General features: G+C 71.1%; 19 protein-coding genes, 1 rRNA gene and 2 pseudogenes. 9 read left to right on the forward strand and 13 right to left on the reverse strand.

Annotation, left to right across the window (positions count from 1 at the left end):
• The 4 genes and pseudogenes from RM812_RS10100 to RM812_RS10115 form a co-directional block, all read right to left on the reverse strand.
• Nucleotides 1-92, reverse strand: a 16S ribosomal RNA gene (locus RM812_RS10100); the annotation flags it as partial.
• 529 nt (nt 93-621) lie between these two features.
• Nucleotides 622-765, reverse strand: a pseudogene (locus tag RM812_RS10105) (DNA-3-methyladenine glycosylase); the annotation flags it as partial.
• Nucleotides 752-1,363, reverse strand: coding sequence for a DNA-3-methyladenine glycosylase (locus tag RM812_RS10110; protein ID WP_311572096.1), 612 nt, complete (start codon nt 1,361-1,363; stop codon nt 752-754). The pseudogene RM812_RS10105 and the gene RM812_RS10110, both read right to left, overlap by 14 nt.
• A 29-nt stretch (nt 1,364-1,392) precedes the next feature.
• Nucleotides 1,393-1,533, reverse strand: a pseudogene (locus RM812_RS10115) (DNA-3-methyladenine glycosylase); the annotation flags it as partial.
• 147 nt (nt 1,534-1,680) lie between these two features.
• Here RM812_RS10115 and RM812_RS10120 point away from each other — a divergent pair.
• The 3 genes from RM812_RS10120 to RM812_RS10130 all read left to right on the forward strand — a co-directional run bounded on the left by RM812_RS10120 (nt 1,681) and on the right by RM812_RS10130 (nt 3,757).
• Nucleotides 1,681-2,463 carry a sporulation protein gene (locus RM812_RS10120; protein ID WP_311572097.1) on the forward strand — a complete coding sequence of 261 codons (783 nt, stop codon included), beginning with the start codon at nt 1,681-1,683 and terminating at the stop codon, nt 2,461-2,463.
• Between the two features lie 49 nt (nt 2,464-2,512).
• Entirely contained in the window at nt 2,513-3,052 is a 540-nt protein-coding gene (locus RM812_RS10125) for a YbhB/YbcL family Raf kinase inhibitor-like protein (protein WP_311572098.1), read from the forward strand.
• 198 nt (nt 3,053-3,250) lie between these two features.
• Nucleotides 3,251-3,757 (forward strand): HNH endonuclease, encoded by a 507-nt coding sequence (locus RM812_RS10130; protein WP_311572099.1) that lies wholly within the window; start codon nt 3,251-3,253, stop codon nt 3,755-3,757.
• 133 nt (nt 3,758-3,890) lie between these two features.
• Here the strand turns inward: RM812_RS10130 and RM812_RS10135 are convergent, their stop codons facing one another.
• The 3 genes from RM812_RS10135 to RM812_RS10145 form a co-directional block, all read right to left on the reverse strand.
• A complete protein-coding gene (locus RM812_RS10135) occupies nt 3,891-4,844 on the reverse strand; it encodes an SPFH domain-containing protein (protein ID WP_311572100.1) in 954 nt (317 codons plus the stop codon).
• A gap of 155 nt (nt 4,845-4,999) precedes the next feature.
• Entirely contained in the window at nt 5,000-5,431 is a 432-nt protein-coding gene (locus RM812_RS10140; protein ID WP_311572101.1) for an NfeD family protein, read from the reverse strand.
• A 53-nt stretch (nt 5,432-5,484) separates the two neighbouring features.
• Nucleotides 5,485-6,282, reverse strand: a complete 798-nt coding sequence (locus RM812_RS10145) for an ABC transporter ATP-binding protein (protein ID WP_311572102.1) — start codon at nt 6,280-6,282, stop codon at nt 5,485-5,487.
• Between the two features lie 152 nt (nt 6,283-6,434).
• On the opposite strand from RM812_RS10145, the gene RM812_RS10150 reads away from it, so the two are divergent.
• Nucleotides 6,435-7,214, forward strand: a complete 780-nt coding sequence (locus tag RM812_RS10150; RefSeq protein ID WP_311572103.1) for a hypothetical protein — start codon at nt 6,435-6,437, stop codon at nt 7,212-7,214.
• Between the two features lie 314 nt (nt 7,215-7,528).
• Here RM812_RS10150 and chpE read toward each other — a convergent pair whose 3' ends face one another.
• The 3 genes from chpE to RM812_RS10165 form a co-directional block, all read right to left on the reverse strand.
• Nucleotides 7,529-7,774, reverse strand: coding sequence for a chaplin ChpE (gene chpE / locus RM812_RS10155; RefSeq protein WP_311572104.1), 246 nt, complete (start codon nt 7,772-7,774; stop codon nt 7,529-7,531).
• 166 nt (nt 7,775-7,940) lie between these two features.
• A complete protein-coding gene (locus RM812_RS10160) occupies nt 7,941-8,582 on the reverse strand; it encodes a response regulator transcription factor (RefSeq protein WP_311572105.1) in 642 nt (213 codons plus the stop codon).
• Nucleotides 8,575-9,720, reverse strand: coding sequence for a GAF domain-containing sensor histidine kinase (locus tag RM812_RS10165; protein WP_311572106.1), 1,146 nt, complete (start codon nt 9,718-9,720; stop codon nt 8,575-8,577). Before RM812_RS10165 ends, RM812_RS10160 begins: the two co-directional genes overlap by 8 nt.
• 218 nt (nt 9,721-9,938) lie before the next feature.
• Between RM812_RS10165 and RM812_RS10170 the strand changes: the two genes are divergently transcribed.
• From RM812_RS10170 to RM812_RS10180, 3 genes are all read left to right on the forward strand, one after another.
• Nucleotides 9,939-10,637 carry an SDR family NAD(P)-dependent oxidoreductase gene (locus RM812_RS10170; protein ID WP_311572107.1) on the forward strand — a complete coding sequence of 233 codons (699 nt, stop codon included), beginning with the start codon at nt 9,939-9,941 and terminating at the stop codon, nt 10,635-10,637.
• Nucleotides 10,634-11,791 carry an S-adenosylmethionine:tRNA ribosyltransferase-isomerase gene (locus tag RM812_RS10175; RefSeq protein ID WP_311572108.1) on the forward strand — a complete coding sequence of 386 codons (1,158 nt, stop codon included), beginning with the start codon at nt 10,634-10,636 and terminating at the stop codon, nt 11,789-11,791. The genes RM812_RS10170 and RM812_RS10175 overlap by 4 nt, the downstream gene beginning before the upstream one ends.
• A 352-nt stretch (nt 11,792-12,143) precedes the next feature.
• On the forward strand, nt 12,144-12,857 hold the full coding sequence (locus tag RM812_RS10180; protein WP_311572109.1) for a transglycosylase SLT domain-containing protein: 714 nt from the start codon (nt 12,144-12,146) through the stop codon (nt 12,855-12,857).
• 121 nt (nt 12,858-12,978) lie between these two features.
• Here RM812_RS10180 and RM812_RS10185 read toward each other — a convergent pair whose 3' ends face one another.
• Nucleotides 12,979-15,573 carry an ABC transporter ATP-binding protein/permease gene (locus RM812_RS10185; RefSeq protein WP_311572110.1) on the reverse strand — a complete coding sequence of 865 codons (2,595 nt, stop codon included), beginning with the start codon at nt 15,571-15,573 and terminating at the stop codon, nt 12,979-12,981.
• A gap of 241 nt (nt 15,574-15,814) precedes the next feature.
• On the opposite strand from RM812_RS10185, the gene RM812_RS10190 reads away from it, so the two are divergent.
• Nucleotides 15,815-18,013: a streptophobe family protein gene (locus tag RM812_RS10190; protein ID WP_311572111.1), complete on the forward strand. Its 2,199-nt coding sequence runs from the start codon at nt 15,815-15,817 to the stop codon at nt 18,011-18,013.
• 82 nt (nt 18,014-18,095) lie between these two features.
• Nucleotides 18,096-19,340 (forward strand): phosphoserine phosphatase SerB, encoded by a 1,245-nt coding sequence (gene serB, locus RM812_RS10195; RefSeq protein WP_311572112.1) that lies wholly within the window; start codon nt 18,096-18,098, stop codon nt 19,338-19,340.
• Nucleotides 19,341-19,480: 140 nt separating this feature from the next.
• Here the strand turns inward: serB and RM812_RS10200 are convergent, their stop codons facing one another.
• Nucleotides 19,481-19,999, reverse strand: coding sequence for a SixA phosphatase family protein (locus RM812_RS10200; protein WP_311572113.1), 519 nt, complete (start codon nt 19,997-19,999; stop codon nt 19,481-19,483).
• A gap of 122 nt (nt 20,000-20,121) precedes the next feature.
• Entirely contained in the window at nt 20,122-20,328 is a 207-nt protein-coding gene (locus RM812_RS10205; RefSeq protein ID WP_311572114.1) for a hypothetical protein, read from the reverse strand.
• Nucleotides 20,329-20,499: the final 171 nt, after the last annotated feature.

Raw genomic sequence — 20,499 nt, forward strand, 5'->3', positions numbered from 1 at the left:
CTAATCCCCACCGAAGTGGTTCATCGTTCGACTTGCATGTGTTAAGCACGCCGCCAGCGTTCGTCCTGAGCCAGGATCAAACTCTCCGTGAATGCTTGCCGGTAATCCGGCGTACACCACGAGAGCGGAACAGTCGGAGGAATGATCCGACCGTTCACAGCGTCCTCGCTGTGTTTTTTCAAAGGAACCTCGTCCCGACCGTGCGGCCGGAGACGGGGTATCAACATATCTGGCGTTGACTTTTGGCACGCTGTTGAGTTCTCAAGGAACGGACGCTTCCTTTGTACTCACCCGATTCTCTCGGGCTTTCCTCCGGGCGCTTCCCTTCGGCCTTGCGTTTCCGACTCTATCAGATCCTTTTCCGATCCGATTCCCTGTCGGCGGGATTTGCCGTGGCCTCCGGGCTTTCGTCCGTTGGCCTTTCGACATTCACTACGTTAGCCGATTTCTCCTGGGACTCATAATCGAGTCCCTCGAGTTCGAATTCAGGCATGCGGGCACGCCGAAATCGTTCCCGCTGAGGGGAAGTCGTAGGTAGTGGGTTGGCCGCTTCCGGCTGCAGGCGATTGCCGTACCCGGGTCAAGCGGCTCGGGCCACGTTACGCGTTCCCCAGGGGAGAGTCAACTTCGACGCCGCCTCGGCACATGGGCTCGATACGGGCTGACCGTCGGGTCGTCGGCGACCCGGTAACGCCATGGATGGACGCCGCCCTCGCCGGCCACGCCGGTGCGCGGGCCGTTGCGTACCCGGTCAGGCTCCGGCGGACGGTTTGGCTCTCGGGCTCAGTCGGTACGCCGAGACCGTCGGATCACCGGCGAGGTAGAACCGGTGCTGCCAGTCGTGGGCCTTGCTCACGCCTACCCGAGGTCCAACCTGGATGAGCGCGGCAGGTGCAGACTCGCCCTCGGACAACATGACCGAGGTACCTGTCAGGAGGTCTGCGCCGTTGTGCTCGCCCGTGATGCCGAGTGCCTGACAGAAGTTCCCCGGACCTCGGGCAAGGCGTGGACTCTCGACCTTCTCCCCTCGCCGCTTGCGTGCCAGGTCTTCCCCCTCGATGACCCTGCCTGCCCGGATGAGGACAGCCGAGGCGATGCCGTCCGTCCCCGTGACGACGTTGGCGCACCAGTGGAGACCGTGGGACCGGTAGACGTACAGGTGTCCTGCGGGTCCGAACATGACGGCGTTACGGGGTGTCCGGCCTCGGTAGGCATGGGAGGCCGGGTCAGCCGTACCGGAGTACGCCTCGGTCTCCGTGATGGCGATGCTCACGGTTCCCTCGGGGGTCTTGCAGGTAAGGACGCTCCCGAGCAGCTTGGGGGCGACCTCTTCAGCAGGATGAGCGAGAAGATCAACATTCATGCCGACTGCCCTGACATGCCGTAGGCCTCGACCTCCGTCAGACGGAGGGCGAGCGGACCGTCCGGGGTGTCGCGTACCAGGACGCGGCCCAGGCGGTCGGGGGCGACATCGAGGATGGGGCGGTCGAAGATGTCCCTGGAGAGGGGCGTACGGTCGGGGCTCGCGAACATGCCGTCCGAGCCTAACGCAGGCGGGCCCGCGCGCGGGGCGGGCAGGGGGCGTCCGCCTCGCCGGGGTGGGGGACACGGAACCGGCTACGGCCGAATCGCGTTTGTAGGGATCAAGGGTTCACACGCAAAGCCTGAAGAGGGAGAGACATGGCGTTCAAGAAGCTGCTCGCGAGCCTGGGAGCCGGCGGGGCCTCGGTCGAGACCGTGCTGAGCGAGGACAACGTCGTGCCGGGCGGCGTCGTCCAGGGCGAGGTGCGGATCCAGGGCGGGTCCGTGGACCAGCAGATCGAGGCGCTGTCGGTCGGGCTGCAGGCCAAGGTCGAGGTGGAGAGCGGGGACCAGGAGTACAAGCAGGACATCGAGTTCACGAAGGTGCGGCTCGGTGGTGCCTTCGAGCTGAAGGCCGGCGCCGTGCACGCGGTGCCGTTCGGGCTGGAGATCCCCTGGGAGACGCCGGTCACGATGATCGACGGGCAGGCGCTGCGCGGGATGAACATCGGCGTCACCACGGAGCTGGAGATCGCGCGTGCCGTGGACTCCGGGGACCTGGACCCGATCAACGTGCACCCGCTGCCGGCGCAGAAGGCCATCCTGGACGCGTTCATCCAGCTGGGCTTCCGCTTCAAGAGCGCGGACATGGAGCGGGGGCACATCCGGGGCACGCGGCAGAAGCTGCCCTTCTACCAGGAGATCGAGTTCCTCCCTCCGCAGCAGTACCGGGGGCTGAACCAGGTCGAGCTGAGCTTCGTGGCCGACGCGCAGGCGATGGACGTCGTGCTGGAGATGGACAAGAAGCCGGGGCTGTTCAGCGAGGGCAGCGACACCTTCCGCTCCTTCAAGGTGGGGCTGAACGACTACCAGGGCACCGACTGGACGGCGTACCTCAATCAGTGGCTGTCCGAGGTCGGCAGCAAGCGGAACTGGTTCTAGGGGATCTAGGCTCGGTCGTCTCTGCACCAGACGATCAGGAGGTACCGAGGTGACCGAGCTCAAGCGGCGACCGCTCCCGCATGACTTCCACCCGCCCGTGCCGTCGTTCACGGTCACGAGCGAGGACGTCCAGGAGGGGGCGACACTCAAGGACGCTCAGGTCCACGCGGCCGGCAACACCTCTCCGCATCTGCGATGGGAGGGCTTCCCCGCCGAGACCAAGAGCTTCGCCGTGACGTGCTACGACCCGGACGCCCCGACGGGCAGCGGGTTCTGGCACTGGGTGGTGTTCGACATCCCTGCCTCGGTGACGGAGCTGCCCGCGGGTGCGGGCAGCGGCAGGTTCGAGGGGCTGCCCGAGGGCGCCGTACAGGCGCGCAACGACTACGGCAGCAAGGACTTCGGCGGTGCCGCCCCGCCGGCCGGCGACGGGCCGCACCGGTATGTGTTCACGGTGTACGCCGTGGACCAGGAGAAGCTGGGGCCGGACGCGGAGGCCACCCCGGCGTTCGTCGGCTTCAACCTGCGGTTCCACGCGATCGCGCGGGCCCAGGTGATCGGTGAGTACGAGGTGCCCGCCGAGGGCTGAGTGTTCCCGTCGTTCATGGAACGTTTGCCCGCGCCTGGTCTTGGAATGGATCAGGGGCGGGCATTTTTGTTTCCGGGGGCTACGGGGGCGCACCCCCGTAGGAGCAGCAGATATTGCGTTGTCCATCTCGGCGTGCCCGGCCAGAGTTGATCCCAGCCCGCCACGGGGTGGGCCGGTGCACACGGGAGGTGGGCTGGTATGCGGGACACGCTGGTACTGAACGCGAGCTTCGAGCCGTTGTCGACGGTGACGCTGAATCGAGCCGTCGTTCTGGTGCTCCAGGACAAGGCCGTCGTCGAGCAGGCCCACCCCGAACTGCGGATGCGCGGAGCCGCGCTCGACATACCGGCGCCCCGGGTGATCAGGCTGTGCCAGTACGTGCGGGTGCCCTTCCGAAGACGCGCCCCGTGGTCGAGGCGGGGGGTGCTGGTCCGGGACCGGCACCGGTGTGCGTACTGCGGGCGGCGGGCGACGACCGTGGACCACGTGGTGCCGCGGTCGCACGGCGGGCAGGACACGTGGCTGAACACGGTGGCGTCCTGCGCGGAGGACAATCACCGCAAGGCGAACCGGACGCCTGAGCAGGCCGGCATGCCGCTGCTGCGGAAGCCGTTCGAACCGACGCCGGCCGATGCGATGTTGCTGGCACTGGCCCGGGACGACCTTGAGGCGCTGCCGGAGTGGTTGGCGTTGGACGCCGCGTAGAGCGTCTGCCGGGTTCGTTTGCCGTTCGGCTCACGGTCGTATGTGGCTGGTCGCGCCCACGCGGCGGAGCCCCGTGTCGACACAGCCCCGCGCCCCCCGAGAGGGGCGCGGGGAACGTCGTTTCCGGGGTCCGTCAGTCGATGCTCGGCTTTTCGCGGCGCTCCTGGGCCGGGACGCTGGCGCCGCCGTTGCCGGAACCCGAACCGCCGCCCATGCCGCCGAAGTTGCCCATGGCACCGGACAGGCCCTTGAGGGCGTCGCCGATCTCGCTGGGGACGATCCAGAGCTTGTTGGCGTCGCCCTCGGCGATCTTCGGGAGCATCTGCAGGTACTGGTAGGAGAGCAGCTTCTGGTCGGGGTCGCCGGCGTGGATGGCCTCGAAGACCGTACGGACGGCCTGGGCCTCGCCCTCGGCGCGCAGGGCGGCGGCCTTGGCCTCGCCCTCGGCGCGCAGGATCTGGGACTGCTTCTCGCCCTCGGCGCGCAGGATCTCGGACTGCCGGACACCTTCGGCCTGGAGGATCGCGGCGCGCTTGTCACGGTCGGCGCGCATCTGCTTCTCCATCGAGTCCTGGATGGAGGTGGGCGGTTCGATGGCCTTGAGCTCGACGCGGTTGACGCGGATGCCCCACTTGCCGGTCGCCTCGTCGAGGACGCCGCGCAGGGCCGCGTTGATCTCCTCGCGGGAGGTCAGGGTGCGCTCCAGGTCCATGCCACCGATGATGTTGCGCAGGGTGGTGACGGTGAGCTGCTCGATGGCCTGGATGTAGCTGGCGACCTCGTACGTGGCGGCGCGGGCGTCGGTCACCTGGTAGTAGATGACGGTGTCGATGTTGACGACCAGGTTGTCCTGGGTGATGACCGGCTGCGGCGGGAAGGGGACGACCTGTTCGCGCAGGTCGATGCGGTTGCGGATGGTGTCGATGAACGGGACCACGATGTTGAGGCCCGCGTTCAGCGTCCGCGTGTAGCGGCCGAAGCGCTCGACGATGGCCGCGCTGGCCTGTGGGATGACCTGGATGGTCTTGATCAGGGCGATGAAGACCAACACCACCAGGATGATCAAGACGATGATGACCGGTTCCATCGTGGTTGTCCGTCCCCTTCTCCGCCTCGGCGCTCTGGCAGATCCTATTGACCCTGACGACTGCTGATCTTACGGCTGTTGAGGATCTTGCTGGTCGAGTCTGACAGACCGTCGCACGCCTCGGGGGGCGTTCGGTCCACTTGCGTCCGGCGAGGTCACATGACGATGGCCGTGGCTCCCTCGATGTCGACGACGTCCACTTCCTCGCCCGCCTCGTAGGCGCGACCGGTGTCGAGTGCGCGTGCCGACCAGACCTCCCCGGCGAGCTTGACCCGTCCGCCGGTGCCGTCGACCCGTTCCAGTACGACGGCCTGTCTGCCCTTCAGGGCGTCCACGCCGGTGGCGAGTTGGGGCCGTTGGGAGCGGTGCCGGGCGGCGATGGGCCGTACGACGGCGATGAGGGCGACCGAGACGATGGCGAAGACGAGTACCTGGACGACGAGGTCCGCGCCGAACCCGGAGGCGACGGCGGCGGCGACCGCGCCGACAGCGAGCATCCCGAACTCCGGCATCGCGGTCACGACGAGCGGGATCCCGAGCGCTGCCGCGGCGACGAGCCACCACACCCATGCGTCGATGTCGTTCACGTGGTCATGGTAGGTCCGTGACACGTGCCGGGGACAGGGCGCACAGGGGGCGGTCAGGACAGGGGGAGCCCCTGGGCGGTCCAGCGGTCGCCGACCTGCTCCACGACGAGCGGGAGGCCGAAGCAGAGGGACAGGTTGCGGGAGGTGAGCTCGAGCTCCAGCGGGCCTGCCGCGAGGACCTTGCCCTGACGGATCATCAGGACGTGGGTGAAGCCGGGGGCGATCTCCTCGACATGGTGGGTCACCATGATCATCGAGGGGGCGATCGGGTCGCGCGCGAGGCGGCCGAGGCGGCGGACCAGGTCTTCGCGGCCGCCGAGGTCGAGGCCGGCGGCCGGCTCGTCCAGGAGCAGCAGCTCGGGGTCGGTCATCAGGGCGCGGGCGATCAGCGTGCGCTTGCGCTCGCCCTCGGAGAGGGTGCCGAACTTCCGGTCGAGGTACTCGGTCATGCCGAGGCGGTCGAGGAAGGCGCGGGCGCGCTGCTCGTCGATGTCCTCGTAGTCCTCGTGCCAGCCCGCCGTCATGCCGTACGCGGCGGTCAGCACGGTCTGCAGGACCGTCTGGCGCTTGGGCAGCTTCTCGGCCATGGCGATGCCGGCCATGCCGATGCGCGGGCGCAGTTCGAAGACGTCGGTCCCGGGGGTGCCGAGGGTCTCGCCGAGGATGGTGGCGGTTCCGTTGCTGGGGTAGAGGTAGCTGGACGCGACATTGAGGAGGGTGGTCTTGCCGGCTCCGTTGGGGCCGAGGATCACCCAGCGCTCGCCCTCCTTGACCGACCAGGAGACCTGGTCCACGAGAGCCCGGCCCTCGCGGACCACGGATACGTCCTGAAGCTCCAGAACATCGCTCATGAGCGCGTTGTCTCCCCTTGCAGTGTGGCCGGTCTCGGCTGTCGCGTACGCCTGTGGCTCGGGCCGCCGCGCCGGTGGGCGCAGGCCCTCCAGGAAATCTACGCCACCGGTCGGCTTCACTGTTCCATCGGTCCGGTCCTTAGGGTGGGGGCATGCTCTCGGAACCACGCGCAGGGCGCCTTGCCGCCTGGGGAAATGCCCTTATTGCCGGAATGGTCTCGCCGGATGACGCCGCGATCGCGATCGTCGGCGAGGACGCGGTGCACCGGGTGGAGGGGCTGCCGGGCGAATCGTCGCCGGTCGGCCTCACCTTGGCACTGGGGCGCCTGCGGGCGCTCGGGGCGACCGGGCTGCGGGTCGCTCTGCCCGCGCCGGGGCACCCCCTGGGGCTGAGCGGGCCGCCGGACTTCAACGCGCGGGCGCTGGAGGCGGAGGAGGCCGTGATCTGTCACGGTGCCGCGCTCGGGCTGGTGCCGGAGGTGTACGAGGCCGGGCCCGAGGGAGACGTGCACGTCGAGGTCGTCTGGCACTGCCTGCCGGTGCGGGAGGCGCCACCGGCGGACGTGCCCTCGCTCGGGGAGGCGGAGCGGGAGCTGGCGGAGGCGCTCCGGGACGCGACGGAGGTGCTGACGCGGTTGGACGTCGCCGGGTCGGGGCCGGTGGCGGAGGCGGCGGTCGCGGCGTACCGGGCGCGGGCGGAGCGGGGACGGGAGGTGCTGGCGCCGGGGTATCCGCCGCGGGCGGTGCGGGTGCTGGAGCTGGCGCAGCGGGTGGGGGCGTTGGTCTCACTGGCGTATGAGAACGGGCACGGAGGTGCGGTGAGCGCGTCCGAGATGGCGGCGCGGGGGGATGCGTTGCGGCCGGTGGAGCGGACGGCTCGGCGGGCGCAGGTCGCGGCGTACAACTCCGTTGTGGAGGAGCGGGAGCGGTGACGTCCCTTGCTGGGGGTGCGGTGACGTTGCCCGGTGGGTGCGGTGCGTTGGTGTGGCCGGGGGTGGGTCGCGCGGCCCTGCGCTGACGGGGTGCCTCCCCCACTCTCGGCTGCGCTCGAGCGGGGGGAACCCCCACCGCCCACCCGTGCCGCCCTGGGGGTACCTCCCAGGCCGTTCAGGCACTGGGGAGGCACGACTGCCCGCAGCTGGGGCGACATGCGACTGTCTGCGGCTGTGCGGGGTGCAGGTGGGCGACGACCGGCCTCCCGGGTGGGGCCGGGAGGCCGGGGGTCGTCGTGGCCGGGTGGCCTCGGTCAGCGGTTGATGCCGAGGTTGCCGAAGGCCGGGTTCAGGACACCGATGACGTTGACGCTGTTGCCGACGGCGTTCACCGGGATGTGGACCGGTACCTGGACGACGTTGCCGGAGGCGACGCCCGGGGAACCGATGGCCTCGCCGTGGGCGTGGGAGCCCTCGGTGGCGGAGGCCATGCCCGCGCCGGCGGCGATCAGCCCGCCGGCCACCATCGTCACGGCCGCTGCCTTCTTCAGGTTCTTCACTTGCAGACCCTCCCTAGCGATTGCCGCGGCAGTCGCCGCGGCACGCACTGGAGAACGGCCGGACCCGGCGGAGGATGCGCCGTATGGGGGACATTCCCACGACAGTATGAATCTCGGATCGGAGGGGAACCCTCCGGGTTGCCGCCGCGTACAGGGACGGCCGGTCTCAGCCGGTCACTCCGTGGCGTACGGCCCACAGGGCGGCCTGGGTGCGGTCCGCGAGGTCGAGTTTCATCAGGATGTTCGAGACGTGGGTCTTCACGGTCTTCTCGGAGAGCACCAGGGAACGGGCGATCTCCCGGTTGGAGCGGCCGTCCGCTATCAGGCCCAGCACTTCCCGCTCCCGCTCCGTGAGGGAACCGGCTCTCCCCTGCCCGGAGTTGCTCTCCTCCTGGGACAGCAGGGCGCCCGCGACCTCCGGCTGGAGCAGGATGTGGCCCGCGTGGACGGAGCGGATGGCACCGGCCAGCGCGTCGGGGTCGACGTCCTTGTAGACGTAGCCGGCCGCGCCCGCTCGCAGGGCCGGGATCACCGTGCGCTGCTCGGTGAAGCTGGTGACGATCAGCACACGCGCGCGGTTGTCCAGCTCCCGGAGTCTGCGCAGCGCCTCGACGCCGTCCATGCCCGGCATCTTGACGTCCATGAGGATCACGTCGGGCGTCAGCTCCTCGGCGCGGTCGACCCCCTCGGCGCCGTCCGCGGCCTCACCGACCACCTCGATGTCGTCCTGCACCTCCAGGAAGGTGCGCAGGCCCCGGCGGACCACTTGGTGGTCGTCGACGAGCAGCACCCTGATTGCGTCAGCCACCGGGGACCTCCATCTCGATCGTGGTGCCCTTGCCGGGCGCCGATTCCACGGTCAGCTTGCCGCCGACGCCGTTCGCCCGGTCCCGCATGGAGACCAGGCCCAGGTGGCGTCCCGCGCGGCGCACCGTGCGCGGGTCGAAGCCGGTGCCGTCGTCGGTGACGCGCAGCACGGCTCCGGCGCCGCGCCGGTGCAGGGTCACGTCGACGTGCTCCGCCGCGGCGTGGCGCAGGGCGTTGTGCAGCGCCTCCTGGGCGACGCGCAGCACCGCCTCCTCCTGGGCGGCTGGCAGGGCCTTGACCCCGTGGCCGGTGAAGGTCACGTGTGCGCTGTGGGCGCGGTCGAGGACCTGGATCTGGGTGCGGAGGGTGGCGACGAGGCCGTCCTCGTCCAGGGCGGCGGGCCGCAGCTCGACGACGGCGGCGCGCAGCTCGTCGGTGGCCTCCGCGGCGAGCGCGGCGACCTGCTGCAGCTCGCCCTTGGCGCGCACGGGGTCGCGGTCGACCAGGGTGGCGGCGGCCTGGGCGGTCAGGCGCAGCGAGAAGAGCTTCTGGCTGACCGCGTCGTGCAGCTCGTGGGCGAGGCGGGAGCGTTCCTCGGCGATGGTCAGCTCGCGGCTGCGTTCGTACAGGCGGGCGTTGGTGAGGGCGATCGCGGCGTGCTGGGCGAGGATGCCCAGCAGTTCCTCGTCGTCCGTGGTGAAGCCGCAGCCGCCCTCGGGCTTCACACAGTTCTTGTTGGCGAGGAAGAGGGCGCCCATCACCTCGTCGCCGTCGCGGATCGGCAGCCCCAGGAAGTCGACCAGGTCGGGGTGGGCGGACGGCCAGCCCCCGAAACGGGGGTCCTTGCGGACGTCGGCCAGGCGCTCGGGCGTGGCCTCCTGGAGCATCGCGGCGAGGATGCCGTGCTGGCGGGGCAGGGGGCCGATGGCCTTCCACTGCTCGTCGCTGACGCCGTCCACCACGAACTGGGCGAAGCCGCCGTGGTCGTCGGGGACGCCGAGCGCCGCGTACTGCGCGTCGAGCAGCTCGCGGGCCGAGGCGACGATCGTCTTGAGGACGTCGCGCACCTCGAGGTGTCTGCTCATGGCCAGCAGCGCGGAACTCACCGCGGCGAGGCCGGTCCGGGGGCCGTGACTCATGTCCTCACGGTACCGGCGGGGCGCGAGGGCGGGATCGGCCCTGTGACCGCCGCCGCCTAGGGCGGTGGGCCTAGGACCGAGGTCCCGCCCGTCGGTCCTAGGGCGAAGGGCCCCGCACGGTTGGGGCCCGTGCCCGAGGCGGCCGGCGCGGCCCCGTTCCTACGTTGAGGATCACGCCGCTCCGGTCGGGCGGCGCGGACGACGAGAGGACGTGCGTCATGCCGGTTGCGATCATCACCGGGGCTTCGAAGGGACTGGGGCGGGCGGTCGCCGAGGCCCTGGCGGCGCGGGGCTGGGACCTGGTGCTCGACGCCAGGACCCCGGAGGTGCTCAAGGGGACGGCGGCGGCGCTGGAGGAGTACGGCACACGCGTGACGGCGCTGCCGGGGGACGTCACGGACGCCGGGCACCGGGCCGCTCTGGTGGCGGCCGCCCGTCGGCTCGGTGGGGTGGACCTGCTGGTCAGCAATGCGAGCGCGCTGGGCGCGGAGCCGCTGGTGCGACTGGAGGAACTGTCGCCGGCCGGCCTGCGGAGGGCGCTGGAGGTGAACGTGGTGGCCGCGCTCGGTCTGGTGCAGGAGGCGCTGCCGCTGCTGCACGCGGCTCCGGCGGGCGCGGTGCTGACGGTGAGCTCGGACGCCGCGGCCGAGGCGTACGAGACGTGGGGCGGTTACGGGGCGTCCAAGGCGGCCCTGGACCAGCTGGCAGCGGTGCTGGCCGCCGAGGAACCGGGGCTGCGGGTCTGGGCGGTCGATCCCGGGGACATGGCCACGGACCTGTACGCGGCGGCCGTACCGGACGACGACGATCCGCGGCCCGATCCGGTGAGTGTCGTTCCGGCGTTGCTGAGGCTGTTGGACGAGCGGCCGGCCAGCGGGCGCTACGGGGCTCCGGCGCTGCTGGAGGGGCGGCGATGACGCCGGGCCCGCACGTCCCCGAGGAGCTGTCGGCCCGGGTGCCGGTCGAGCAGCGGGGCCCCGGGCTGGACCGGGACGACGTACGGCTGCTGGTGTCGCGGGGCTCCGAGGTGTCGCACCACCGGTTCGGGGAGCTGCCGGGGCTGCTGCGGGCCGGTGATCTGCTGATCGTCAACACCTCCCCCACGCTGGCCGCCGCCGTGGACGGGTGGGTCGGGCACGCGCGCGTGGTGGTGCACTTCTCCACGCGCGGGGACGACGGCAGGTGGGCGGTGGAGTTGCGGGACCCGGACGGGAGGGGCACCACGCGCGCGCGTGCGGAGGTGAGGGGGAGCACGCGCGCGCGTGCGGGAGGAGGGGGAGGGACCACGCGTACGCGGGCGGAAGCCGGGCGCGGAGCGCTTCGGGCGCCGGGCGGCGGTGGGAGACCGGCGGGAGGGCCGAAGGGGACCCAGGTGCGGCTGCCGGAGGGCGCGCGGCTGGTGCTGGAGGAGCCGTTGAGTGCGCGTGGGGAGCGGTTGTGGTGGGCGCGGGTGTCGGGGACGGAGGTGCCCGCGGTGCTGCGCGGGCACGGGCGGCCCATTCGCTACTCCTATACGGAACGGGATCAGCCGCTGTCCGTGTACCAGACGGTGTTCGCTCTGCCGTCGGCCGACGGGTCGGGCAGCGCGGAGATGCCGAGCGCGGGGCGGCCCTTCACCGCGCGGATGGTGGCGGAACTGGTGAGCCGGGGGGTGCAGTTCGCGCCGGTGACGCTGCACACGGGGGTGGCTTCCGCCGAGGCGCACGAGCCGCCGTATCCGGAGCGGTTCTGCGTGCCGGAGGCGTCGGCGCGGTTGATCAACGCCGCGAGGGCAGCGGGGAGGCGGGTGGTGGCCGTGGGGACGACGGCCGTGCGGGCGGCGGAGTCGGCGGCCGGCGCCGACGGGGTCGTACGGGCCCGGGCGGGGTGGACCGATCTGGTCGTGACTCCGCAGCGCGGGGTGCGGGTGGTGGACGGGCTGCTGACGGGGCTGCACGAGCCCGAGGCCTCGCATCTGCTGATGCTGGAGGCGGTGGCGGGGCGGGCCGCGATCGACCGCGGGTACGAGGCGGCGGTGCGTGAGCGCTACCTGTGGCACGAGTTCGGGGACGTCCATCTCCTCCTGCCGTGAAAGAGCCCCGTTCAGCCCCTCACCCATCGCGTTGCTTCAGCAACTATCGGTGAGATGGATGCGGGAGCGATGTGAGCCCGCGCATAGGGCGCACGTCACGTACGAAGGGGGGTAGGAGACCGACCCGTCCGTTTTGAGCGGGGCAGATAGACCGATCTGCCCCGTTTTACCCTTCCCTGATCCACTATCCGGGATCGTACGTCACACCTTTGCCTCCGGATTTTGCGGCCGCTAAGAATTGCTCTCGTCGCTCAGCGCCGTGGGCATCCCCCGCGGCGTTTGTGCCGGAAGCACCACCTGTCCCCACCGGACGAGAGCGACCTCCGCGCTACACGAAGAGGTCTATCCCGCCATGCTCAAGAACATCCTTTCCCGTGGTCCCAGTCGTTCCCTGAACCGCACCCACAAGGTCGCGATAGCCGGTGTCGGCACGCTCGGCGCAGCCGCCGTCGCCTTCACCGCCGTCCCGGCCAGCGGCCACACGACCACGAGCGAGGCCGCTCCCACGGCCAAGGTGGCGTACAGCACCAAGCCGATCCAGGACGTGCACGCCGGCGTCACCGGCCACCTCGCCGGTGCCGACCAGAAGGTCGCCTCCATCGAGGCGAAGAAGGAGGCGGCCGCCAAGACCGCCGCCGCGAAGACGGCCGCCGCCGAGAAGGCCGCGCAGCAGCGTGCGGCCAAGGAGAGCGTGAGCCGCTCCGCCCAGCGTGTCGAGGTCAAGCAGGTCTCGACGAAGAGCTACGCCAACAACCTCGACGGCTGGATCCGCGAGGCCCGGGCCATCATGGCCAAGCACGACATCCCGGGCAGCTACAGCGGCATCCACCGCAACATCATCCGGGAGTCCTCCGGCAACCCGACGGCCATCAACGACTGGGACATCAACGCCATCAACGGCATCCCGTCGAAGGGCCTGCTCCAGGTGATCCCGCCGACGTTCAAGGCCTACCACGTGCCCGGTACGTCCTGGGACATCTACGACCCGGTAGCCAACATCGCCGCCGCCTGCAACTACGCCGCGGACAAGTACGGCTCCATGGACAACGTCAACAGCGCGTACTGAGGTCGGCGCGGACCTCTTCACGCCGACGTTCGACCGAACGCCGAACGCCGAACGCCGAAGGGCGGCACCCTCTGACGGGTGCCGCCCTTCGGGGCGTACGGCGCGGTGTGTCCGGCCACGGCTACTTGCGCATGACCTCGGGCTCGTGGCGGCGCAGGAAGCGGGCCACGAAGAAGCCGCAGATCACGCCGAGGGCGATCAGGGCGGCCATGTCGAGCCCCCAGGCGCCGACGGAGTGCTCCCACAGCGGGTCCGTCCCGGCGCCCGCCTCGGGTGGGCTGACCTTGTTGAAGTCCAGCGTGGCGCCCGCGGCGGCGACCGCCCAGCGTGACGGCATCAGGTACGAGAACTGGTTGACGCCGACCGCGTCGTTCAGGGCGAAGAGGCAGCCGGTGAAGACGACCTGGATGATCGCGAACATGACCAGCAGCGGCATGGTCTTCTCCGCGGTCTTCACCAGCGCCGAGATGATCAGGCCGAACATCATCGAGGTGAAGCCCAGCGCCATGATCGGCAGGGAGAGCTCGATCAGCGTGGCACTGCCGAGGATCAGGCCCTCCTGCGGGATCTCCCGGCTGGCGAAGCCGATCACGCCGACCAGCAGCCCCTGGAAGACCGTGATCATGCCGAGGACGAAGACCTTGGACATCAGGTACGCGGAGCGCGACAGCCCGGTCGCGCGCTCCCGCTCGTAGATGACCCGTTCCTTGATCAGCTCGCGGACGGAGTTCGCGGCGCCGGCGAAGCAGGCGCCGACCGCGAGGATCAGCAGGACCGTGGTGGCGGTGCCGTTCGGGATGATCCGGCCGGTCTTCGGGTTGGCCGGGTTGGGCAGCAGGCCCTTGTCCGCGTCGATGAGCAGGCTCACCGCGCCGAGCACGGCCGGCAGGATCACCATCAGGGCGAGGAAGCCCTTGTCGGAGACGATCACCGAGACGTAGCGCCGCACCAGCGTCATGAACTGCGACATCCAGCCCTGCGGCTTCGGCGGCTTCATCGCCTGCATCGGCGGGACCTGTACGGCCTGCGGCGCGACGGCGTCGATGTCCGCGGCGTACATCTGGTAGTGCTGCGAGCCCTTCCAGCGGCCCGCCCAGTCGTAGTCGCGGTAGTTCTCGAAGGCGGAGAAGACGTCGGCCCAGGTGTCGTAGCCGAAGAAGTTCAGCGCCTCCTCGGGCGGGCCGAAGTAGGCGACCGAGCCGCCCGGCGCCATCACCAGCAGCTTGTCGCAGATCGCCAGCTCGGCCACCGAGTGGGTGACGACGAGGACGGTGCGGCCGTCGTCGGCGAGGCCGCGCAGCAGCTGCATGACGTCGCGGTCCATGCCCGGGTCGAGGCCGGAGGTCGGCTCGTCCAGGAAGATCAGCGACGGCTTGGTCAGCAGCTCCAGGGCGACGGACACGCGCTTGCGCTGGCCGCCGGACAGGGAGGTGACCTTCTTGTCCTTGTGGATGTCGAGCTTGAGCTCGCGCAGCACCTCGTCGATGCGGGCGTCGCGCTCGGCGCCGGTGGTGTCGGCCGGGAAGCGGAGCTTGGCCGCGTACTTCAGGGCCTTCTTGACGGTCAACTCCTTGTGCAGGATGTCGTCCTGCGGGACCAGACCGATGCGCTGGCGCAGCTCGGCGAACTGCTTGTAGAGGTTCCGGTTGTCGTAGAGGACCTCGCCCTGGTCCGCCGGCCGGTAACCGGTCAGGGCCTTGAGCAGGGTCGACTTTCCGGAGCCGGACGGGCCGATGACCGCGATCAGCGACTTCTCGGGCACACCGAAGGAGACGTCCTTCAGGATCTGCTTGCCGCCGTCGACCGTCACGGTCAGGTGCCGGGCGGAGAAGGAGACCTCACCGGTGTCGACGAACTCCTCGAGCCGGTCGCCGACGATCTGGAACGTCGAGTGGCCGACGCCCACGATGTCGGTGGGACCGAGCAGTTGGGAGCCGCCCTTGGCGATCGGCTGACCGTTGACGTACGTGCCGTTGTGGGAGCCCAGGTCGCGGATCTCCATGCGGCCGTCGGGCGTCGCGTGGAACTCCGCGTGGTTGCGGGAGACCTGGAGGTCGGAGACGACCAGGTCGTTCTCCAGGGCGCGGCCGATGCGCATCACGCGGCCGAGCGAGAACTGGTGGAACGTGGTCGGGCTGCGGTCGCCGTGGACCGGCGGCGCCCCCGCCGCGCCACCGGGTCCCTGCTGCTGGGGGAAGTGCGGTGCGCCGTGCTGCGGCTGCTGCGGTTGCTGCTGCCAGCCGGCCTGCTGCGGCACCTGCTGTTGCGGCACCACCTGCTGGTGCGGCTGCTGATGCGGTTGCGGCTGCTGCGGCACCTGCTGCTGCGGCTCCTGGGCGGGTGCCTGCTGGGCCCAGCCGGCGTTCGCGCCCTGCGCGGCGTACGGCTGCTGAGGCTGGGCCTGCGGCGTGCCGGAGGCGGCCTCGGCGGCCGTCAGGTTCACGCGCGGTCCGTCGGTCGCGTTGCCCAGGTTCAGCACCGTTCCGGCACCGAGCTCCACCTGCTGGATCCGCTGCCCGTGCACGAACGTGCCGTTGGTGCTGCCGTGGTCCTCGACGACCCAACTGCGGCCGTTGAAACTGATCGTGGCATGCCGCCAGGACACCCTGGCGTCGTCGAAGACAAGCTCCCCCTGCGGATCGCGTCCGAGCGCGTAAGACCGGGACGGATCGAGCGTCCAGGTCCGTCCATTAGATTCCAGTACGAGTTCCGGCACTCCATGCCCCACTGAGTTGTCCCCCGATTTACCCCCGTCGCGGGGAGTCTAGGGATGTCGAACATCGGGGGGAACTATTTCAGGCTCGGCCCCCTGACCGAAAGTCGGGCCTTGTGAAAACCGCGTAGGCGCCCACCGGCCGTTCCCGTTGACGGGGTTGAAACCTGCCCGGAGAGTGGTAATCCACGCGAGAGGGGACATGCGCGGCAACGCCGCCGCGCCGCGGATCGGGGGGTCTGCCATGAGCGCGTCCACGAGCGTCGGAACCGGGGGGTTCGGCACCAGGGTGCCGTGGGGCGACGTCCTGATGTCCGCGATCGCCTCCGTGAGCTGGGCGTTGACCGGGATGGCGGGAACGGCGGCGCTCGGTCTGCGCCTGCTGGACGCGGACGAGGCGGGCTCGTCGGGGCCGATGACCGCGGCGGTCGTGGCCCTCGGGGCGGGAGGTTCGGTCACGCCGGCCGGGGACGCGTCCGCGTTCGGGCTGAAGGGGGCTCAGGCGCACACCGCCCTCGAGATCACGCCACTGGGCGTCGGGCTGGTCGGTGCCCTGCTCCTGTCGTTCTTCTTCCTGCGGTCACTGCGCGCCGCCGGAGTCGTGGTCGCGCCCGCCGAACTCCTCGCGCGTGCGGGCTCGGTCGTCGCCCTGTTCGTGGCGATGCTGGGCGGACTGGCCTGGGCGGGGCACGACGTCGTCGCGATCGACGGCGGCTCGCTCGGGCTCGGGGACCTGCCCGGAGGCGGAGGCGGAGGCGCAGGGGACGGGAGCGGAGGGCACGGGGACGGGAGCGGAGGGCACGGGGACGGGAGCGGAGGTCTCGAGATTCCGGGACTCGGTGATGTGGGGGACATCGGTGGGCTGCTGCCCGACCGGATCGGTGACCTCGTCGACGCCGAGGCCGCCGTCGGCTTCACCGTCGACACCGCGCCGACACTGCTGGGCGGGCTGGCCTGGTCCGCCGGGGTCCTGCTGATCGCGCTGCTCGCCTCGCGCCGCACTCCCCTGCCGCGTGGGTGCGCGGCCGTGCACCGGGTGGTGCGGCCGGTCGTGTCCGCCCTCGTCACGGTGGCGCTGACGGCCGTGGCGGCCGGCTGGGCGGCGGCGGCGTACGCGGCGATCGGCGACGACCACCCCCGGCGGATCGCGGGAGCGGCGCTGCTGGGGGCGCCGAACGGCGTCTGGCTGGGTGTGCCGATCGGCCTGTTCGTGCCGTGGGACGGGCAGGCCACCGGTGAGCTGGTCCGGGTTCTCCCGGATCCGCTGGACGAACTGCTGAGCGCCGGCGCCGGTGAGCCGGTCACCCTGGCGCGGCTGGCGGCGTTGGACGGGCGGGTGTGGCTGCTGGGGGTGGCGGCGGCACTGCTCATGCTGCTGGCCGGGGTGCTGACCGCGGTGCGGACGCCGGTGGCACGGGACGAGGGGGGCCCGTACGGATTCGCGGGGCGGTGTGCGCTGCGGCTGGGCCTGGCGACCGCGCTGGCGCTGCCGCTGCTGGCCCGGCTGGCGGAGGTGTCCGTGGATGCCTCGCTCTCGGTGCTCGGCGTCGACGTGTTCGGGGCGGGCATCGACCTGCGCGGGCACCTCGGCACGGCGCTGCTGCTGGGTGCCGTGTGGGGCGCGGGCGCGGGGGGTGCCGGGGCGTTGCTCGCACGGGCGAGCGGGGCGGCGGGCCGATGGGCGACGCCGTTGGCACGGAGTGCAACCGGGGTGGCGGGGGGTGGGGTCGGGGGCATGGGCGCGGGCGCGGGCATGGACATGGGCACGGACTCGGGCATGGGCTCGGACTCGGGCATGGACTCGGACTCGGGCATGGACTCGGACTCGGGCACGAGTGCGGGTTCAGGCCATACGTCGGGGGACGAGCCGTGTCCCGGGCCGTACCGGCCGGGCTCGCCGTACCGTCCGCCCGACCCCGGTACCAATCCGTACCTGCGGCTGCCGCAAGGGGCGCGGGAACCGGAGGACGCGCCGCCCGGCCGTCCGGGGGCACCGCCCGGTGCGGGGCAGGCGCGGGCGGCGGGGAGCGGGCGCCACTCCCCCGGAACCCGGCCGCCCGGCGGCACGGGGCCTCGCCGGGACGGCACGGGACATCGGCCCGATGACGACCACGGCGACGCCGGACGGCGAACCGACGACGCAGGACCGCGACACGACGACGCAGGACCGCGACACGACGACACGGGACAGCGACACGAGGACGCGGGACAGCGATCCGAGGACGCGGGACAGCGATCCGAGGACGACACGTACGACGACCTGCACGGCGCCCCCACGGTGGCCGGACCGCTGGAGCCGCCTCCGGGAGCGCCGCGGCGGCCTCCACGACCCGGAGAAGGAGAAGGGCCCGGGAGCCGGCCCTCGCCCCGCTGGGGCGAAGGCCCGCCGCCCCCGCCTCCCCCGCCACCGGCGCCGCCCCGGCGCCCCAGGGGCGGACAGTGACCCAGCCGGGTCCGCGGGCCCGTGTCCGTCAGGCGGACCTCGGGCGCGAAAGGCACGGGGTGCCGGATACGGTTGGAACACCATGAGCGCTTCGCAGACCTCTGACGTTCCCACTCTTCTCGTCAAGATCTTCGGCAAGGACCGGCCCGGCATCACGGCCGGCCTGTTCGACACCCTCGCCGCCTACTCCGTCGACGTCGTCGACATCGAGCAGGTCGTCACCCGCGGCCGGATTGTGCTGTGCGCGCTCGTGACCGAGCCGCCCCGGGGCCTGGAGGGCGATCTGCGAGCGACCGTCCACAGCTGGGCGGAGTCACTGAAGCTGCAGGCGGAGATCATCTCCGGCATCGGCGACAACCGGCCGCGCGGTGTCGGCCGCTCCCTGGTCACGGTGCTCGGCCACCCCCTCACCGCCGAGGCGACCGCCGCCATAGCGGCCCGGATCACCGAGTCCGGCAGCAACATCGACCGTATCTTCCGGCTGGCCAAGTACCCGGTGACCGCCGTCGAGTTCGCGGTGTCCGGTGTGGAGACCGAGCCACTGCGCACCGCGCTGGCCACCGAGGCCGCGGCGCTCGGCGTGGACGTCGCGGTCGTCGCGGCCGGGCTGCACCGGCGGGCGCAGCGCCTGGTCGTGATGGACGTGGACTCCACGCTGATCCAGGACGAGGTGATCGAGCTCTTCGCCGCGCACGCCGGCTGCGAGGACGAGGTCGCCGAGGTGACCGCCGCCGCGATGCGCGGGGAGCTGGACTTCGAGCAGTCGCTGCACGCGCGGGTGGCGCTGTTGGAGGGGCTGGACGCCTCGGTGGTGGAGAAGGTGCGCGGCGAGGTCCGGTTGACGCCGGGTGCCCGCACCCTGATCCGTACGCTCAAGCGGCTCGGCTACCAGGTGGGGGTCGTCTCCGGCGGCTTCACCCAGGTCACCGACGACCTGAAGGAGCGGCTGGGGCTGGACTTCGCCCAGGCCAACACGCTGGAGATAATCGACGGCAGGCTGACCGGCCGGGTCACCGGGGAGATAGTGGACCGGGCGGGCAAGGCGCGGCTGCTGCGTCGGTTCGCCGCGGAGGCGGGCGTGCCGCTGTCCCAGACCGTGGCGATCGGTGACGGCGCCAATGACCTGGACATGCTGAACGCGGCGGGGCTCGGGGTCGCCTTCAACGCCAAGCCGGTGGTGCGCGAGGCCGCGCACACCGCGGTGAACGTGCCCTTCCTGGACACGGTGCTGTACCTGCTGGGGATCACCCGCGAGGAGGTCGAGGCGGCGGACACGCTGGACGAGGGCCTCGGCGACGGCCTCGGCACGCACCTCGACCGGCTCTGACCCACCCGCTACCCGGCGGCCGACGCCCGGTGGGGCACGGACGCCCCGGCACTGCAGGGCCCGGATCGCACGGGTACCGGGCCCTGTCGCCTGGTGGCGCGCCCCGGAATGCCCGGAGCCGCCTGGGGGTGGGGGGCGGATCAGTCCGTCGGTGCCCAGTAGTCGACCAGGGAGGCCCTGCCGGGCTCCACGTCCTTCCAGGAGCCCGTGAAGGACAGGACGGCGAAGGCGGCGGTCGGGAACCCGCGGCGGCCCATCCGCTCGCGGACGTGGTCCTCGGCCGAGCCGGCCAGGATCTCGGCGAGTCCCTCCATGCCCGGGTTGTGGCCGATCACCAGCACGTTCCGCAGGTCGTCGGGGGTCTCGTTGAGCACGGCGATCAGCTCGCCGGGCGAGGCCTCGTAGATCCGCTCCTCATAGACGGTTTTCGGTCGCTGCGGGAACTCCTGGACGGCGAGCTTCCAGGTCTCGCGGGTCCGGGTCGCGGTGGAGCACAGGGCCTGGTCGAAGGGGATGCCGGTATCCGCCAGCCGGCGTCCGGCCTCGGCGGCGTCATGGCGGCCCCGGTCGGCGAGCGGCCGTTCATGGTCGTTCACCTGTGGCCAGTCGGCTTTCGCATGCCGGAAGAGAACAATCCTGCGGGGTTCTGCGACGCTCATGGCATCCAGCTTCGCATGAAACAGGCCACGGGGCGCAGGGAGTTGACATGCGGATTCACCGGCGGGAAGAGCGGTCGGGGATCCGTCCGTAACCCCGCGCCCCGGCTTCCGGTGCTCCCGCCTCAGCGCGCTATGAGCTGCTGCAGCCACTCCAGGAGGTGGGTGATCGCGGGATCGTCGGCTGCCGCATGGGCGTCCGCGGGGTTGAGTATCAGCAGGAGCAGGGCGACGAAGGCGAGCGCGGGCAGAGCGAGGGCCCACCAGGGCAGCCGGGTGTCGACGCCTCCCCGGGGCGCCTGGAGAGGCCGGGTGTGGGTAGGGGCCGACATGAGTGCCTCCGCTGGTCTTCGGGCGTCTCCGGCCCGTGCTCCGCGGCCCGCCTGTCGCGGGCACATCTCGAAGCTACGGAATCCGCGGCCCTCAACCCATCCGGAAGTCCACCCACTTGACCCTGACCCTCGCCCCCTAGGGGATGGGGGGTTAACCCCACCATCCCCACC

This window comes from Streptomyces lancefieldiae (genome assembly GCF_031845825.1).
Taxonomy (GTDB): domain Bacteria; phylum Actinomycetota; class Actinomycetes; order Streptomycetales; family Streptomycetaceae; genus Streptomyces; species Streptomyces lancefieldiae.